The organism is Pseudomonas sp. MWU12-2020 (assembly GCF_023100605.1).
Classification (GTDB): Bacteria; Pseudomonadota; Gammaproteobacteria; order Pseudomonadales; family Pseudomonadaceae; genus Aquipseudomonas; species Aquipseudomonas fluorescens_H.
The window spans coordinates 53,240-69,298 of record NZ_JALMEX010000010.1 but is presented as its reverse complement, the minus strand read 5'-3'; the positions used below and the strand labels follow the sequence as shown (position 1 = coordinate 69,298).

Below are 16,059 nucleotides of genomic sequence, written 5' to 3'. Positions count from 1 at the left end.
TTGCTCGCGAAAGCGGTGGATCAGTCGGAATATAGAGTGACTGACACACCGCTTTCGCGAGCAAGCCCGCTCCCACAGTTTTGATCGGGTTATTGCTCGAGTTTCTGCGGGGTTTCCTGCCCCATGCAACGCACGGCTTTCTTCTGCGCATTGATCAGCACACCGGTCAGGCCTTTCTGCTCGGTATCAAACAGCACCAGCACGCCATCGATGCACTGCGCCACTTGCGGCGCCGGGTCCAGCGAGATTTTGTAGTCTTCACCCGGCACGGTCTTGAGCATGGTGAATTCGTTGAGCAGCAGCGCATCCTCGGGTTTGGCGAAGTGCAGGTAGCCGTAGTACCACAGCGCCCCAACCGTGCCGAGGATGCTGCAGATACCGGTGATGATCAGCGGGATGGCGTTACGTTCTTCAGTCATTGCGGACTCTCATTTTCAGAATTCGGGGGTTGCGGGTAGTTCGGGATCTCGCCGAGGCGGCGCAGGCCGTTGAAATGCTCGGGGTCTTCCAGATAACGCAGCATCACCTGGCGCCAGACCGGGTCGCCGAAGGTCTGCACGTGGCCGCCGCGGGTCAGTTGCAGCACACGCGGTGGCGGCGCTGCCTGATACAGGCGGATGGCGTTGGACATTGGCACCAGTGGGTCGTCGATGCTGTGAAAGATCAGTTTCGGCACGCCCGTGAGCTGCGGCATCGAGTGGATGGCGCTGTCGCCGTCCGGCACCAGCCACGACAGCGGCACCTGAAACGGCCAGGTCAGCCATGAGGTGCTGAGGGCGTACTGGCCGACGCTGCGGTAACTGGCGGGCACACCATCGAGCACGAAAGCCTTGAGCTGTTTTTGCCGCTCGGGGTGCTGCGCCAGCCAATGCACAGCCATCGAGCCGCCGAGGCTCTGACCGAGCAGGATCAGCGGCTTGCCTTTGACCTCGGGCGCCTGATCCAGCCAGGCGAACGCGGCGTCGATGTCCTGATAGATCGCCGGCAGGCTCGGTTCACCCTCCGACAAGCCATACCCGCGATAGTCCACCAGCAGCACCTGATAGCCGTTTTTCGGCAACCACCAACTGCCGCCGAGGTGCATCGGCAGATTGCCGCCATTGCCGTGCAGGTGCAAAACCGTGCCCTTGACCTCGACCCCGGGTTTGGCCGGCAGCCACCAGGCGTTGAGCTTGAGGCCGTCAGCCGTAGTCAGCGTGACGGTACGGTATTCGAGCTTGGCTTTTTCCGGGGTGAAGATCTGACCCGGCTCAGGGTAGAACAACAGCGAACTGCAACCGCCGAGGGTCAGGAGCAGGCAAAGAATGCCGAGGATTCTCATCCGGTGAAACCTCGCAGAAATTGAGAGCTAAACACAAATCAAAAATTGTGGGAGCGGGCTTGCTCGCGAAAGCGGTGCATCAGCCAACATTAATGTTGAATGTGAAATCGCATTCGCGAGCAAGCCCGCTCCCACAGGGGAATTTTTCTTCGTCGTTCAGAGGATATTCGAATAATCCGCCTCGATCCGGTCCAGGCTCAAGTGATTAAGGAAGTTGGAGAAGCACATCCACGCCGACAGCGCGTTCATGTCGCGAAACTGTTCCGGCAAATACTTGGGCGGCACCACCAGACCTTCATCGACCAACTGACGCAGGGTACGCATGTCTTCCAGGGTGGTCTTGCCGCAGAACAGCAGCGGCACTTGCTCAAGCTTGCCTTTACGCACGGCCAACTGAATGTAGTTGTAAACCATGATAAAGCCCTTGAGATAGGACAAGTCTTTGGTGAATGGCAGGCCGGTCGGCGTCGAGCCACGGAACACCCGGCTGGCGTTGCCGTAGCTTTCGGCCATTTCAAAACCCTGCTCACGGAAAAACTCGAACACCTGCAAGAAGTCCGCGCCCTCCTCGACCATGTGAATCGCGCGGGTACGGTTGGTCAGCTTGCGCAGGCGACTCGGGTAGGAGGCGAAGGTGATGATTTCCATCAGGATCGCCAGGCCTTCCTGGGTCACCGTCGACGAGGGCGGGCCCTTGGACAGGAAGGTGCAGATCGGCTGGTTCAGACCGTTGAGGGTGGTGCCGACATGCACCAGGCCTTCGTGGACTTCCAGTGCGCGCACGTCGCGGTCGTTGAACAGCGCGTCGGTGCGGATCTTGATGTAGTCGGCGCCCGCCGCCGCGTCAGCGACAATCCCGTCGGACTCGAACACGCGGATGGTTTCCTCGGCCTCGCCAAACACCTTGTTCAACCGGGTTTGCAGCAGATGCACGGCATCCTTGGCGGTGAGGATCTTCGGTTCGTCCTTCAGGTCGCCACGGCCATCAATGTTGTTCAGGTAGTCGGACATCATCAGGCCGAGGTCGGCCAGGGTCGGGTCGCCGGCGTGGAACGCATCGGAGGCGGCGCCGTAGAGTTCCTGGGAGATCAGGCCGAAATCCTCGGTGCCGCGCGCTTCGAGCATGCGCACCACCATGCGGTATTCCTTGCACATGCGCCGCATGATCTGCCCGACCGGGTTGAACTGGCCGAGCTGGCGGGTGATGTCGCGCTCGATGTTCTGGAATTCCAGTTTGACCTTGCTCGAATCGAAGGACAGCGGCCGATTGAGGTAGTAGTCGCGATCCACCGCCGGCATTTCCTTGCCCTTGGCCTTGAGAAAGCCCTTGCGGATGTTCTCGTCCCACTTCACCGCGTCGAGCACGCGGATCGGCGTCTGCGCCAGCACAATGCGATCGGACAGCGTGCGTATCGTCTGCTGGTAATCGTCCACCCGAAACTCCTGTAGAAAACTGAATTATTTGGCGCGGGCCTGGCGCTGATAGCGTGCGGCTTCGACGAATGCATCGGAATTGGCCGGATCGTCGAGGTAAGCAAAGACCTTGTCGAGACTGCTGTCGACCTGCACGCCGTCACCATCGTCGGTCGGGAATGGCTGACCGTCGAGGGTTTTCTGTTTGATCGCCTGATTGATCTGTTCGAGGTCGAGGCTGTACACCACCAGCTCGTGTTTGTCGGTGAGTTCGAAACCGGCGATGGTGTATTGACCACCGTAACGCGCCGGCACTTTCGCCGACAGATACCAGCGACTGCCATGGTGCGATACGGTGAACGGGTACGCCTCGCGCTCGTGGGGTCTGGCCTTGAACCAGGTGATAGCCTGATAGCGATCAGTGCCGACGCGGGTCAGCTCAAGGTTCATCGGCTCGCCCCAGGCATTGGTGCTCGACCATGTGCCCAGCAACCCCTTGGGCGCCGGGGCACTGGCAGGCAGCGGATCCTTGAAGGTCACCAGACAGCCACTGAGCAGCAGGAACGACAAGGCGATCAGCACGCCACGCCAGGCTTTCATTCAACACTCCCTATGAACACGCGTCGCCCTGATGATCCGGCTCAGTCCCCTTGTGGGAGCGAGCTTGCTCGCGAAGGCGGTGGGTCAGTCAACTGAAGCGTTGAATGTGATACCGCATTCGCGAGCAAGCCCGCTCCCACAGGGGATTTCCATCAGCTGTCAGACCGAGGCGAGGACCAGATGCATATACCGCGTCAGAATCCCGAGCATGTCCTGTTCGGCCAAAGGCTCTGCGTCGTTGAGCAGGCCCTGATATTCCATCCGTCCGATAATCGCCGTCAACACCTTGGCATCTTGCTGCGGTTCACGCGAGCCCAATACCTGAAACAACTGGCAGGTGCCCTGCAGCAGAATCTGCTGATGGGAGCGCACCAGATCCGCCAGACGCGGGTTGAGCAGCGCTTCCTGGCGGAACGCCTGCTCGGCCATCAGGTGTTCGCGGCGATTGACCAGTTGCCGGTGCACATAGTCGGCCATCAGCCGCGCGATGTCGTCCGCCAGTTGCGAGCGCGACTCGGGGCTGCCGTCACCACTGACGACCATCTCGCGCAGCAGGCCTTCGTTGTTGATCCACAGCTTGGCCATGTAGGCCGCGCTGCGTTCGACGTATTGGGCGAAAGTATCGGTGAGCAGGTCATCGATATCCTTGAAGTAATAAGTAGTGGCCGACAGTGGCACACCGGCCTCGGCCGCCACCGCACGGTGGCGCACGGCGCGCACGCCGTCACGCACGACAATGCGCATCGCCGCGTCGAGAATGTCCTGTCGACGCTGCTCACTGCCCTGTCGGCTGGCCTTGCGGCCCTGGTACTGAACACTTTCAGCGACCGCAGTGGCGATACCCGCTGCACCTTCTTGAGCGATTGCAACCATCACGACTGGACTTCCTCTGCTATTGCAAAATTAACCAATTGATACATTTGTACCAGACAGGCAATAAAAAGCCGCCTGTTTTAGGCGGCTTTTTAACTGAAACGTTTACGCTTGCGGTCGCATGTGCGGGAACAGGATCACATCGCGGATCGATGGCGAGTTGGTCAGCAACATCACCAGGCGGTCGATGCCGATACCTTCACCGGCCGTTGGCGGCATGCCGTACTCCAGCGCGCGCACGAAATCGGCGTCGTAGTGCATGGCTTCGTCGTCGCCGGCGTCCTTGTCGGCCACCTGCGCCATGAAGCGCTCGGCCTGGTCTTCCGCGTCGTTCAACTCGGAATAGGCGTTGGCGATTTCACGGCCGCCGATGAACAGCTCGAAACGGTCGGTGACGTTCGGATTCTCGTCGTTACGACGGGCCAGCGGCGACACTTCGAACGGGTACTGAGTGATGAAGTGCGGCTGCTCCAGCTTGTGCTCGACCAGCTCTTCGAAAATCATCACCTGCAGCTTGCCCAGACCCTCGAAGCCCAGCACCTTGGCGCCGGCCTTCTTGGCGATGGCGCGGGCCTTGTCGATGTCGTTCAGGTCATCGGCGGTCAGCTCAGGGTTGTACTTGAGGATCGAGTCGAACACCGACAGACGGGCAAACGGCTCGCCGAAGTGGAACACCTTGTCGCCGTACGGCACGTCGGTGCTGCCCAGAACCAGCTGCGCGAGTTCGCGGAACAGTTCTTCGGTCAGGTCCATGTTGTCTTCGTAGTCGGCGTAAGCCTGGTAGAACTCCAACATGGTGAATTCAGGGTTGTGACGCGTCGAAACGCCTTCGTTACGGAAGTTGCGGTTGATCTCGAACACTTTTTCGAAACCGCCAACCACCAGACGCTTGAGGTACAGCTCAGGCGCGATACGCAGGAACATTTCCATGTCGAGCGCGTTGTGGTGGGTTTCGAACGGCTTGGCCGCAGCGCCGCCAGGAATGGTCTGCAGCATCGGCGTTTCGACTTCGAGGAAGTCGCGCTTCATCAGGAAGCTGCGGATGTGCGCGATCACTTGCGAGCGTACGCGGAAGGTCTGGCGCACGTCTTCGTTGACGATCAGGTCAACGTAACGCTGACGGTAGCGTTGTTCGGTGTCGGTCAGGCCGTGGTGCTTGTCCGGCAGCGGGCGCAGCGACTTGGTCAGCAGGCGCACATTGGTCATTTCGACGTACAGGTCGCCCTTGCCGGAACGCGCCAGGGTGCCTTCGGCGGCAATGATGTCGCCCATGTCCCAGGTCTTGACCGCGGCCAGGATGTCTTCGGACAGGGTTTTACGGTTGACGTAGACCTGGATGCGACCGGTCATGTCCTGGATCACCATGAACGAGCCACGGTTGAGCATGATGCGACCGGCAACCTTGACCGGGATAGCAGCCTCGGCCAGCTCTTCCTTGGTCTTGTCCGCGTACTTCTTCTGCAGATCTTCGCAGTAGTTTTCGCGGCGGAAGTCGTTCGGGAAGGCGTTGCCCTTGGCGCGCTCGGCAGCCAGCTTTTCCTTGCGCAGGGCGATCAGCGAGTTTTCTTCCTGTTGCAGGGCTTGCGGGTCGAGTTGTTGGTCGCTCATGTCTTTAGATATTCCATCAGGTTCGTTGCCCCCGGGCCTGGCGGCCCGGGAATCGCCAGCAGGGCTGGCTCCTACAGGGTCGCGTTGCATCAGCGCCCCTGTGTGCGTCTTTTACAGCCCCGACTTCAGGCTGGCTTCCAGGTATTCGTCGATGTCGCCGTCGAGCACCTTGTCGCAGTCGCTGCGTTCGATGTTGGTGCGCAGGTCCTTGATCCGCGACGCGTCGAGCACGTACGAACGGATCTGGTGACCCCAGCCGATGTCCGACTTGGTGTCTTCCAGCGCCTGGGAAGCGGCGTTGCGCTTCTGCATTTCCTGCTCGTACAACTTGGCCCGCAGCATTTTCATGGCGGTGTCCTTGTTGGCGTGCTGGGAACGTTCGTTCTGGCAGCTGACCACGGTGTTGGTCGGTACGTGGGTGATACGTACGGCCGAGTCGGTGGTGTTTACGTGCTGACCACCGGCACCGGAGGAACGATAGGTGTCGATCCGCAGGTCTGCCGGGTTGATTTCGATTTCGACCTTGTCGTCGATCTCTGGCGAGACGAAAACGGCAGAGAACGAGGTGTGGCGACGGTTGCCGGAGTCGAACGGGCTCTTGCGCACCAGACGGTGCACGCCGATCTCGGTGCGCAGCCAGCCAAAGGCGTATTCGCCCTTGATATGCACGGTCGCACCTTTGATACCGGCGACTTCACCGGCCGACAGTTCCATGATGGTCGCGTCAAAACCGCGTTTGTCCGCCCAGCGCAGGTACATGCGCAGCAGGATGTTGGCCCAGTCCTGGGCCTCGGTGCCGCCGGAGCCGGCCTGAATGTCCAGGTAGGCGTTGTTCGGGTCCATCTCGTGGCTGAACATGCGGCGGAATTCAAGCTTGGCGAGGTTTTCCTCGAGACGGGCCAGTTCGGCGACGACATCGCCCACTGCACCTTCGTCGTTTTCTTCGACAGCCATGTCCAGCAGGTCGCGGCAATCGGCCAGACCGCCGTTCAGTTCGTCGAGGGTGTCGACGATCTGCGCCAGCGCCGAGCGCTCGCGGCCCAGTTCCTGGGCATATTCAGGTTTGTTCCAGACACTCGGATCTTCAAGCTCGCGATTGACCTCGGTCAGACGCTCATGCTTTTGATCGTAGTCAAAGATACCCCCGAATAGTTTCGGAGCGCTCGGACAGGTCCTTGATGGTGTTCAGGATCGGGTTGATTTCCATGACGGGCAGCACTCGTTGGCGAACTTTTGAAAGCCGGCGAGTATAACGTAATCACGCTGTCACGGCAGCCCGTCTGGCGGCTGTTACGACGATTCACTTGACATGGACTGACGCAGATCCCCTGTGGGAGCGGGCTTGCTCGCGAAGGCGGTGTGTCATTAAGCATCGATGTCGACTGATACTCCGCATTCGCGAGCAAGCCCGCTCCCACAGGGGGATTGCGAACCTATTCGATACCCACCTGATTACGCCCGTTGTTCTTCGCCAGGTACAACCCGCGATCCGCCGCCGAAATCAGCAGCCGGCAATCGCTACCCGACTGCGGCACCATGGTCGCCAGGCCGATGCTGATGGTCAGGCTCGCCCCTTCGCTCGGGGTGTTGTGCGGAATCTTCAAGGCCGCCACGGTCTGACGCAGTTTCTCCGCCACCAGGCGTGCGCCGCCCGGCGAGGTGTTCGGCAGCACCAGGGCGAACTCTTCACCGCCGTAGCGCGCCGGCAGATCCGACGGTCGGGCGCTGGCGTCGCGGATCGCTGTGGCGACCTTGCGCAGCGCCTCGTCGCCTTCGACGTGGCCAAAGCTGTCGTTGTAGGACTTGAAGTAATCGACGTCGATCATCAGCAGCGACAACTGGCTCTGGTCGCGCAGCGAACGGCGCCATTCCAGCTCCAGGTACTCGTCGAAGTGCCGGCGGTTGGACAGCCCGGTCAGGCCGTCGGAGTTCATCAGCCGTTGCAGCACCAGGTTGGTGTCGAGCAACTGCTGCTGGCTGACGCGCAACGCGCGGTACGCCGCATCCCGCTGCAGCAGGGTCATGTAGGAGCGCGAGTGGTAACGGATGCGCGCCACCAGTTCGATGGTGTCCGGCAGCTTCACCAGATAATCGTTGGCCCCGGCGGAAAACGCCGCACTCTTGATCAGCGGGTCTTCCTTGGTCGACAGGACGATGATCGGGATGTCCTTGGTCGCCGGGTGATTGCGGTACTCGCGCACTAGGCTCAGGCCGTCGAGGCCGGGCATCACCAGATCCTGCAGGATTACCGTCGGTTTGATCCGTACCGCCTGGGCGATGGCCTGGTGCGGGTCGGAGCAGAAGTGGAAGTCGATGTTCTCTTCATTCGACAGCCCACGGCGCACGGCCTCGCCGATCATCGCCTGATCGTCCACCAACAACACCATGGCGGCGTTTTCGTCGGTTTTAATGTCGTCGATCTGTAAATCATTCATGGGCGGTCACCTGAGTACTGCGGGGGCCAGGATTGCGGAATAGCCTGTTCATTTGGGGAAAACCTCCAGCAACCGTGGCGCTATCTTTTCCAGTGGGCGGATTTCGACGGCAGCATCGATGGCCGCTGCGGCCTTGGGCATGCCGTAGACCGCACTGCTTTGCTGGTCCTGCGCGATGGTCAGATAACCCTGCTGGCGCATGAGCTTAAGCCCTTGCGCCCCGTCGCGTCCCATTCCGGTCAATAAAACCCCGATCGCATCGCCGTTCCAATAACTGGCGACACTTTCGAAAAACACGTCGATCGAAGGTCGGTAGATCTCATTGACCGGCTCGGCGGTGTAGGCCAGCGTGCCGTTTTTCAATAAGCGAATATGGTGGTTGGTGCCGGCCAGCAGCACCGCGCCAGCCTGCGGCGGCTCGCCTTCGCGGGCCAGGCGTACATCGAGGCCGCTGGCGCTGGCCAGCCATTCGGCCATGCCGGCAGCAAACACCTGGTCAACGTGCTGCACCAGCACGATGGCCGCCGAGAAATTGCGCGGCAGGCCCTTGAGCAACACTTCCAGCGCTGCCGGTCCGCCGGCGGACGAGCCGATCGCCACCAGCCGCTTGCACGACGCCGAACTGCGGTGGGGCGTCGGCACCGGGCGCGAGCGCGGGGTTTTCTCGCCGATCAGCCAGCCAATGTTGAGGATCTTGCGCAGCAACGGCGCCGCCGCTTCCTGCGCGTTCCCCGCACCAATGGCTGGGGTATCGACCACGTCCAGCGCGCCATGGCCCATGGCTTCGAAGACCCGGTGCACGTTCTGCTGGCGGTCGACCGTGACGATGACGATGGCGCACGGGGTTTCGGCCATGATCCGCCGGGTAGCCTCGACGCCATCCATCACCGGCATGATCAGGTCCATCAGGATCAGATCCGGAGTGTTTTCGGCGCACAGTTGCACCGCCTCGGCGCCATCTCTGGCGACCCAGATCACCTGATGCGCCGGCTCGAAGGCCAGCGCACGGCGCAGTGCCTCCACCGCCAGGGGCATATCGTTGACGATTGCGATTTTCATGCCCGCGCTCCTCCAATGAGCTCAACCACTGCATCAAGCAGGGCGTCGTCATGAAAACTGGCCTTGGCTAAATAATAGTCGGCGCCGGCATCCAGTCCACGACGCCGGTCCTCTTCACGATCCTTGTACGAGACCACCATCACCGGCAGCGATTGCAGACGGTTGTCGCGGCGTAACAGGGTGACCAGCTCGATGCCGTCCATGCGCGGCATGTCGATGTCGGTGATCAGCAAATCGAAGTCCTCCGAACGCAAGGCGTTCCAGCCGTCCATGCCGTCTACCGCCACCGCCACGTCGTAGCCGCGATTGAGCAGCAGCTTGCGTTGCAGCTCGCGCACGGTCAGCGAGTCGTCGACCACCAGAATCCGCTTGCGCGCCACTTCGGCGGCCTGATTGCCATAGCGGGCGATACGTTCCAGACGCCCGGTATTGAGCAGTTTGTCCACCGACCGCAGCATGTCCTCGACATCGACGATCAGCACCACCGAACCGTCGTCGAGCAACGCCCCGGCGGAAATGTCCTGAACCTTGCCCAGCCGCTCATCCAGCGGCAGCACCACCAACGTGCGCTCGCCGACAAAACGCTCGACCGCCACGCCGTAGACCGCATCGCGCTCGCGGATCACCACGACCTTGAGGGTTTCGCTGCTGCTCTGACTGGCCGGACGGTTCAACAACTGGCTGGCGGCGACCAGTCCGACGTGCCGGCCTTCGTGCCAGAAATGCTGGCGCCCCTCGATCTGCACGATGTCCTGTGGCTGCAGATCGCACATGCGCTCGATGTGCGCCAGCGGAAAGGCGTAGGCCTCTTCGCCGACTTCCACCACCAGACTGCGCACCACCGACAGGGTCAGCGGCACTTCCAGATGAAAGCGGCTGCCCTCGCCTGCCGTCTGCTCCAGCACCACCGCGCCGCGCAACTGCCGCACCATGTGCTGCACCGCATCAAGACCGACGCCACGTCCAGACACTTCGGTGACCGTGTCGCGCAGGCTGAAGCCCGGCAGAAACAGGAATGTCAGCAGCTCGTCTTCGCTCAACTGCGCCGCCGTTTCGGCGGGCGAAAGCTGACGTTCGACGATGCTGCGGCGGACCTTTTCCAGATCGACGCCATTGCCGTCATCGCTCAATTCCAGCACCAGCAAACCAGCCTGATGCGAGGCGCGCAGGCGGATCAGGCCTTCTTCGGACTTGCCTTTGAGCAGGCGTTGTTCCGGGGTTTCGATGCCGTGATCGACCGCGTTGCGCAACAAATGAGTCAGCGGCGCTTCGAGTTTTTCCAATACGTCGCGATCGACTTGGGTCTTCTCGCCCTCGATCTCCAGCCGCACCTGTTTGCCAAGGCTGCGCCCCAGATCCCGGACCATGCGCACCTGCCCGGTGAGCACGTCGGCAAACGGGCGCATGCGGCAGGCCAGCGCGGTGTCGTAGAGCACTTGTGCGCGCTGGCTGGCTTGCCAGGCGAACTCGTCGAGCTCGGCGTTCTTTTCCGCGAGCAATTGCTGAGACTCGGCCAGCAAGCGTCGGGCATCTTCCAGGGCTTCCTGGGCTTCGAGGCTCAGCGCATGTTCCTTGAGATGCACGTTGAGGCTTTCCAGTGCCCGCAGGCCATTATTCTGCATGCGTTTGAGACGCTGCATGGTCGCCAGATGCGGTTTGAGGCGCTGGGTTTCGACCAGCGATTTACTCGACAGGTCGAGCAGGCTGTTCAGGCGTTCGGCGGTAACCCGCAGCACCCGCTCGCCACCTTCGGTGGTGCGTTTGCTCTTGCGCGGAGCCGAATCGGACGCTTCCAGCGGTGTATCGATCACTGTCGCTGGAGGCTCAATCGGAGTCGGCGTTGGCGCCTGCATCTGCAACTCGGCCATCGGCGGCGGCGCCACTGCGGGCGGTGCCGAAGGGTCAAGCAGGCGCCCCATCAACGCCACATACGCTTCGATGTCCGGCGCTTGCGGGGCATTGGCCGGCGTGGCGATACGCATCAACAGATCGGTGCCCTGCAACAACGCATCGATGTGTTCGGGGCGCAGCAACAGCCGCCCTTCCTGAGCGCTGACCAGGCAATCTTCCATCACGTGGGCGACGCTGACGCCGCTGTCGATGCCGACGATGCGCGCCGCGCCCTTGAGCGAGTGCGCCGCGCGCATGCACGATTCCAGATAATCGGCCTGGGTCGGATTGCGCTCCAGCGCCAGCAGCCCGCTGCTGAGCACCTGGGTCTGGGCTTCGGCTTCGAGACCGAACAGCTCCAGCAGCGAGGCGTCGCGCATTTGCTCGGGGGTCATGTGAGGCTCCGGGTCACGGCGGACAGCAGCTGTTCTTCATCCAGCCAACGCAGGCTGCGCCCCCGAAATTGCAGGACACCACGGGTGTATTTGGCGCTGGCCGTACTGTGGTGTTCACCGCCGGCACGCGACGCGGCGTCGAGAATTTTTTCGTCGATGGCGTGGATGCCGTCAACTTCGTCCACCGGCACCACCACTGGCCCGCCGTGGGCGGCGATGATCAGCATGCGCGGCATGATCCGCGCGCCGCTGGCCGGTGCGGCGTTGCCGTCCAGATCGAGCAGTTCGACCAGCGACAGGCAGGCGACCAACGCCCCGCGCACGTTCGCCACGCCAAGCAAGGCCCGCGAACGCTGATGCGGCAACGAGTGAATCGCCTGCAGCGGCGCCACCTCCACCAGAGTGCGGGTGGCCAGTCCCAGCCATTCCTCGCCGAGGCGGAACATCAGCAGCGAACGGGTTTTCACATCGGTTTCAACCGCCACAGCGACCGGATCGCGCTCGTCCTGCTGCAACGCATAGCGGTCGAGCAGACGGGTGGCGGCGGCGGAATACACCGCGCAGTTGCGGCAATGAATATGTTCGGCCAGCAACGGGCACGACTTGTCGCCATGAATACCGATACGGTTCCAGCAATCATCGATGGCCCGGGCGTCTTCGTGGGTGACGTTCAAGGTGTCGGACGGGATCATCGTTTACGCTCACTGTCGGCGGTGCGGCCGCTGCGGGCGGCGCGTTCCTGCAATCGTCTGGCACCGGCGCTGTCACCCTGGGCCTGCAGCAAGGCAGCCAGGTGCATCAACGCTTCGGGGTGTTGCGGTTCAAGGTACAAGGCCTTGCGGTAATAACTCTGGGCTTCGAGGGCGGCGCCGGCAACGTCGCTGAGCAGGCCGAGCCAGTAGAACACCTGGGCCACCGGTTCGTGACTGCGCAGATACTGCTCACATGCCGCGCGGGCTTCGGCACTCTTGCCTTCGTTAGCCAGCGCAGCGATGTTGGCGAGCAAGGTCGCCGCGTCCGGGTGGGCACTTTTGCTGTTGACGGGCAACGGTGCAACGCTGGCAAACGGCCGCGGACGCACCGGCGGTGGCGGCGGCGGACTGCGCAACGGTTGGCGCACGGGCAGTGGCGTGGGGGTCGGCAATGACACCGGCTCCGGCAGCGGATCATTGTGCCGACTGAAGCCGAACGACTGCGGAATGCCGATCGAACGCATGCCCAGGCGCCCGAGCAGACTGCCTTCGGCCGGGCCGATGAACAGCACGCCATCGACGTGAGTCAGGCGCTTGAGCACTTCGAAGACTTGCTTCTGGGTCGGCTGATCGAAATAGATCAACAGGTTGCGGCAGAACACGAAATCGAACGGTGGCTCGCCCGCCAGCAGCGTCGGATCCAGCACATTGCCGGCCTGCAGGCGCACCTGCTCGCGCACCGCTTCGTTGACCCGATGCCCCTCCGGCTCGGCGGTGAAATGACGCTCGCGATAGTCCAGATCCTGACCACGAAACGAGTTCTTGCCGTAAAGAGCCCGCCGCGCCTTGTCCACCGACAGCGGGCTGACGTCCATGCCGTCGACCTTGAACTGATGCGGTTTGAGACCGGCATCGAGCAAAGCCATGGCAATCGAATAGGGCTCCTCGCCGGTCGAGCACGGCAAGCTGAGGATGCGCAGCGCGCGCATGTTGTTCAATGCATCCAGACGCTTGCGCGCCAGCTTGCCAAGCGTGGCGAAGGATTCCGGGTAACGGAAAAACCAGGTTTCGGGGACGATCACCGCTTCGATCAGCGCTTGCTGCTCGTCACGCGAGCCTTGCAGCAGTTGCCAGTACTCATCGCTGTGCGCCGCTTGCGAAAGCGTGGTGCGCTGACGCACCGCCCGCTCGATGATCGCCGGGCCCACCGAGGTGACATCCAGACCGATGCGTTCCTTGAGGAAATCGAAAAAACGCTGGTCGCTGCTCATGACTGCGCCTCAAGCGGCGCCGGAAACAGCAGGCTGCGCACCGCGTCATCCAGCAAGTCGTTGACCCGCACCCACTGCACCAGTCCCTGGGCATCTTCGCGCACCGGGCCGAGGTACGGCGCCTGGCGATTGTCCAGACCATACGGCTGGAAGTCTTCGGGGTTGCAGCGCAGGGTATCGGTCGCCTGCTCAAGGATCAGCCCGAGCCAGCGCGACGGCTGCCGTTCATCCGGACGGTAATGCACCAGCACCAGCCGCGTACTGGTGCGCGCCTCGGCAGGCTGGCCGAAGGTCAGCGCACTGAGGTCGAGCGCCGGTACCACCGTAGCGCGATAGGCGAACACCCCGGCGACCCAGTCCGGTGCCTGGGCAATCGGCTTCAACGGCAGGCGCGGCAGCACTTCCGCCACCTCGGTGGCGCGCAAGGCGTAACGTTCGTTGCCGATGCGAAACAGCAGGAACAACGCCTGCTTCGCCACTGGCGCAGCGCTGCGTTTGGCGGTGATTTCACTCATCAGACTTTGAATCGCGAAACGCCGCTGCGCAGCCCGACGGCCACCTGGCTCAGTTCGTCAATGGCGAAACTGGCCTGACGCAACGACTCGACAGTCTGGCTGCTGGCATCGCCCAACTGCACCAGCGCGTGGTTGATCTGCTCGGCACCGGTGGCCTGGGCCTGCATGCCTTCGTTGACCATCAACACCCGCGGCGCCAGCGCCTGCACTTGATGGATGATCTGCGACAGCTGCTCGCCGACCTGCTGCACTTCGGACATGCCACGGCGCACTTCTTCGGAGAACTTGTCCATGCCCATCACGCCGGCGGACACCGCCGACTGGATCTCGCGAACCATTTGTTCGATGTCGTAAGTGGCGACGGCGGTCTGATCCGCCAGACGCCGCACTTCGGTGGCGACCACGGCAAAACCGCGACCGTACTCACCGGCCTTCTCTGCCTCAATGGCAGCGTTGAGCGACAGCAGGTTGGTCTGGTCGGCGACTTTTACGATGGTCACCACCACCTGATTGATGTTGCCGGCCTTCTCGTTGAGGATCGCCAGTTTGGCGTTGACCAGATCGGCCGCGCCCATCACCGAGTGCATGGTGTCTTCCATCCGCGCCAGACCTTGCTGGCCGGAACCGGCGAGCACCGAGGCCTGATCGGCAGCGGTGGACACTTCGGTCATGGTGCGCACCAGATCCCGCGAGGTAGCGGCGATCTCCCGCGAGGTCGCGCCGATCTCGGTGGTGGTGGCCGCAGTTTCGGTAGCGGTGGCCTGTTGCTGCTTGGAGGTGGCAGCGATTTCGGTCACCGAGGTGGTCACCTGCACAGAGGAGCGCTGGGCCTGGGACACCAGCGAAGTCAGCTCGGTCATCATGTCGTTGAAGCCGGTTTCCACCGCGCCAAACTCGTCTTTGCGGTCGAGGTTCAGACGGCTGCTCAGGTCGCCGGTACGCATGATTTCGAGGATCTTCACGATGCGGTTCATCGGCGCCATGATCGCGCGCATCAGCAGCAGACCGCAGGCACCGGCCGCCAGCACCGCCACCAGCAGCGAGACGAACATGCTGACCTTGGCCGCTGCCACAGCTTCGTCGATGTTGGCCATGGCCTGATCGGCAACCTTCTTGTTCTCGCCGATGATGTCATTGAGTTTCATGCGGCCGGTGTACCACGCCGGGGTCAGCTTCTCGGTGAACAGCTTGACCGCTTCGGCTTCCAGGTTGCGCTTGTGCAAGTCGAGCACCTGATCCTGGATCTGCATGTAGACGTCGTGGTCTTTCTCGAACGCGGCGAACTCCACCCGGTCTTCATCGGTGGTGACGGTGTTGCGGTAGTTGGCCATCTGCTCTTGCAGGCGCGTCTCGAATGCCTTGTAGTCCGCTGCGTCTTCGCTGCTGATGCCCTGCCCTTCCTTGAGGCCGAGCAGTTCCTGGGTCTGCAGATAGCTGTCGACCCAGGCGCCACGAATCATCGAGCTGTAATAGACGCCGGGCACCGCGTCGTCACGCACACTGCTTTCACTGGCTTCGATCTTCAGCAAGCGTGAATACGAAACAACGACCATCAGCAACATGATGGCGATAATCACCGCAAAGCTCGCCAAAATGCGTTGGCGCAACGTCCAGTTCTTCACAGTGAGTCCTCGTGCCTAAGTCGAAATGCGGGGAGTATAGCCGAGGGCGGTGTTTCATTTATAAGACGCTTTTTAACCCTCGGGCCGGCCCGACGTGGTTCGCGGGAAGGCTCTGGGGTGGGACTGTCCGACAATCCCGGGCTGGCGTGCCAGCGATGGAATGGCAAAAAGGGGCGATGGATCGGCCATTGCTGTTGTTGTGAGGCTGGAAACGCAATCGCGAGCAGGCTCACTCCTACACATTTCGGCGTCCAGTCCAAAACCTTGTAGGAGCTGCGGCACGCTGCGATCTTTTGATTTTTAAAGCCAACATCAAAAGATCGCAGCGTGCCGCAGCTCCTACATGAGTACCGTGTTCAGGTAGT

The 16,059-nt window shown here is 61.8% G+C and carries 14 protein-coding genes and 1 pseudogene; all 15 read right to left on the bottom strand.

Annotated elements, in window-relative coordinates; genetic code table 11:
• Window positions 1-89 precede the first annotated feature (89 nt).
• The 15 genes and pseudogenes from M0814_RS21210 to M0814_RS21140 all read right to left on the bottom strand — a co-directional run bounded on the left by M0814_RS21210 (window position 90) and on the right by M0814_RS21140 (window position 15,694).
• Complete coding sequence (locus M0814_RS21210; RefSeq protein ID WP_003222058.1) at window positions 90-419, bottom strand: hypothetical protein; 330 nt, start codon at window positions 417-419, stop codon at window positions 90-92.
• Window positions 416-1,321 carry an alpha/beta hydrolase gene (locus M0814_RS21205; RefSeq protein ID WP_103485389.1) on the bottom strand — a complete coding sequence of 302 codons (906 nt, stop codon included), beginning with the start codon at window positions 1,319-1,321 and terminating at the stop codon, window positions 416-418. The genes M0814_RS21210 and M0814_RS21205 overlap by 4 nt, the downstream gene beginning before the upstream one ends.
• A gap of 156 nt (window positions 1,322-1,477) precedes the next feature.
• Window positions 1,478-2,755: a flavohemoglobin expression-modulating QEGLA motif protein gene (locus M0814_RS21200; protein ID WP_003222055.1), complete on the bottom strand. Its 1,278-nt coding sequence runs from the start codon at window positions 2,753-2,755 to the stop codon at window positions 1,478-1,480.
• 24 nt (window positions 2,756-2,779) lie between these two features.
• Window positions 2,780-3,334: a hypothetical protein gene (locus M0814_RS21195; protein ID WP_003222053.1), complete on the bottom strand. Its 555-nt coding sequence runs from the start codon at window positions 3,332-3,334 to the stop codon at window positions 2,780-2,782.
• A 159-nt stretch (window positions 3,335-3,493) separates the two neighbouring features.
• Window positions 3,494-4,207, bottom strand: coding sequence for a TetR family transcriptional regulator (locus M0814_RS21190; protein ID WP_007964212.1), 714 nt, complete (start codon window positions 4,205-4,207; stop codon window positions 3,494-3,496).
• A gap of 105 nt (window positions 4,208-4,312) precedes the next feature.
• Entirely contained in the window at window positions 4,313-5,815 is a 1,503-nt protein-coding gene (lysS, locus tag M0814_RS21185) for a lysine--tRNA ligase (protein WP_103485387.1), read from the bottom strand.
• Window positions 5,816-5,926: 111 nt separating this feature from the next.
• Window positions 5,927-7,022, bottom strand: a protein-coding gene (gene prfB / locus M0814_RS21180) for a peptide chain release factor 2 (RefSeq protein WP_103485386.1) whose coding sequence is annotated in 2 segments (ribosomal slippage) — window positions 5,927-6,949 and window positions 6,951-7,022 — 1,095 coding nt in all. Because the reading frame shifts where the segments join, the coding sequence is not laid out codon by codon here.
• A 121-nt stretch (window positions 7,023-7,143) separates the two neighbouring features.
• Window positions 7,144-7,233, bottom strand: a pseudogene (locus M0814_RS29190) (metal ABC transporter ATP-binding protein); the annotation flags it as partial.
• 15 nt (window positions 7,234-7,248) lie between these two features.
• The gene (locus M0814_RS21170) at window positions 7,249-8,250 is read right to left on the bottom strand and encodes a PleD family two-component system response regulator (protein WP_003222045.1); all 1,002 of its coding nucleotides are present in this window, start codon (window positions 8,248-8,250) and stop codon (window positions 7,249-7,251) included.
• Window positions 8,251-8,298: 48 nt separating this feature from the next.
• Window positions 8,299-9,309 carry a chemotaxis response regulator protein-glutamate methylesterase gene (locus tag M0814_RS21165; RefSeq protein ID WP_103485385.1) on the bottom strand — a complete coding sequence of 337 codons (1,011 nt, stop codon included), beginning with the start codon at window positions 9,307-9,309 and terminating at the stop codon, window positions 8,299-8,301.
• On the bottom strand, window positions 9,306-11,594 hold the full coding sequence (locus M0814_RS21160) for a hybrid sensor histidine kinase/response regulator (protein WP_103485384.1): 2,289 nt from the start codon (window positions 11,592-11,594) through the stop codon (window positions 9,306-9,308). The genes M0814_RS21165 and M0814_RS21160 overlap by 4 nt, the downstream gene beginning before the upstream one ends.
• Window positions 11,591-12,286: a chemotaxis protein CheW gene (locus M0814_RS21155; protein WP_003222039.1), complete on the bottom strand. Its 696-nt coding sequence runs from the start codon at window positions 12,284-12,286 to the stop codon at window positions 11,591-11,593. The genes M0814_RS21160 and M0814_RS21155 overlap by 4 nt, the downstream gene beginning before the upstream one ends.
• Window positions 12,283-13,557, bottom strand: coding sequence for a protein-glutamate O-methyltransferase CheR (locus M0814_RS21150; RefSeq protein WP_103485383.1), 1,275 nt, complete (start codon window positions 13,555-13,557; stop codon window positions 12,283-12,285). Before M0814_RS21150 ends, M0814_RS21155 begins: the two co-directional genes overlap by 4 nt.
• A complete protein-coding gene (locus M0814_RS21145; protein ID WP_103485382.1) occupies window positions 13,554-14,072 on the bottom strand; it encodes a chemotaxis protein CheW in 519 nt (172 codons plus the stop codon). The genes M0814_RS21150 and M0814_RS21145 overlap by 4 nt, the downstream gene beginning before the upstream one ends.
• Window positions 14,072-15,694: a methyl-accepting chemotaxis protein gene (locus M0814_RS21140; protein ID WP_003222034.1), complete on the bottom strand. Its 1,623-nt coding sequence runs from the start codon at window positions 15,692-15,694 to the stop codon at window positions 14,072-14,074. The genes M0814_RS21145 and M0814_RS21140 overlap by 1 nt, the downstream gene beginning before the upstream one ends.
• Window positions 15,695-16,059: the final 365 nt, after the last annotated feature.

Bases quoted from the DNA above. Each gene is read 5' to 3' on its own strand.
- M0814_RS21210 (WP_003222058.1), bottom strand. From the start codon at position 419: ATGACTGAAGAACGTAACGCCATCCCGCTGATCATCACCGGTATCTGC.
- M0814_RS21205 (WP_103485389.1), bottom strand. From the start codon at position 1,321: ATGAGAATCCTCGGCATTCTTTGCCTGCTCCTGACCCTCGGCGGTTGC.
- M0814_RS21195 (WP_003222053.1), bottom strand. From the start codon at position 3,334: ATGAAAGCCTGGCGTGGCGTGCTGATCGCCTTGTCGTTCCTGCTGCTC.
- M0814_RS21190 (WP_007964212.1), bottom strand. From the start codon at position 4,207: ATGGTTGCAATCGCTCAAGAAGGTGCAGCGGGTATCGCCACTGCGGTC.
- lysS (WP_103485387.1), bottom strand. From the start codon at position 5,815: ATGAGCGACCAACAACTCGACCCGCAAGCCCTGCAACAGGAAGAAAAC.
- M0814_RS21170 (WP_003222045.1), bottom strand. From the start codon at position 8,250: ATGAATGATTTACAGATCGACGACATTAAAACCGACGAAAACGCCGCC.
- M0814_RS21165 (WP_103485385.1), bottom strand. From the start codon at position 9,309: ATGAAAATCGCAATCGTCAACGATATGCCCCTGGCGGTGGAGGCACTG.
- M0814_RS21160 (WP_103485384.1), bottom strand. From the start codon at position 11,594: ATGACCCCCGAGCAAATGCGCGACGCCTCGCTGCTGGAGCTGTTCGGT.
- M0814_RS21155 (WP_003222039.1), bottom strand. From the start codon at position 12,286: ATGATCCCGTCCGACACCTTGAACGTCACCCACGAAGACGCCCGGGCC.
- M0814_RS21150 (WP_103485383.1), bottom strand. From the start codon at position 13,557: ATGAGCAGCGACCAGCGTTTTTTCGATTTCCTCAAGGAACGCATCGGT.
- M0814_RS21145 (WP_103485382.1), bottom strand. From the start codon at position 14,072: ATGAGTGAAATCACCGCCAAACGCAGCGCTGCGCCAGTGGCGAAGCAG.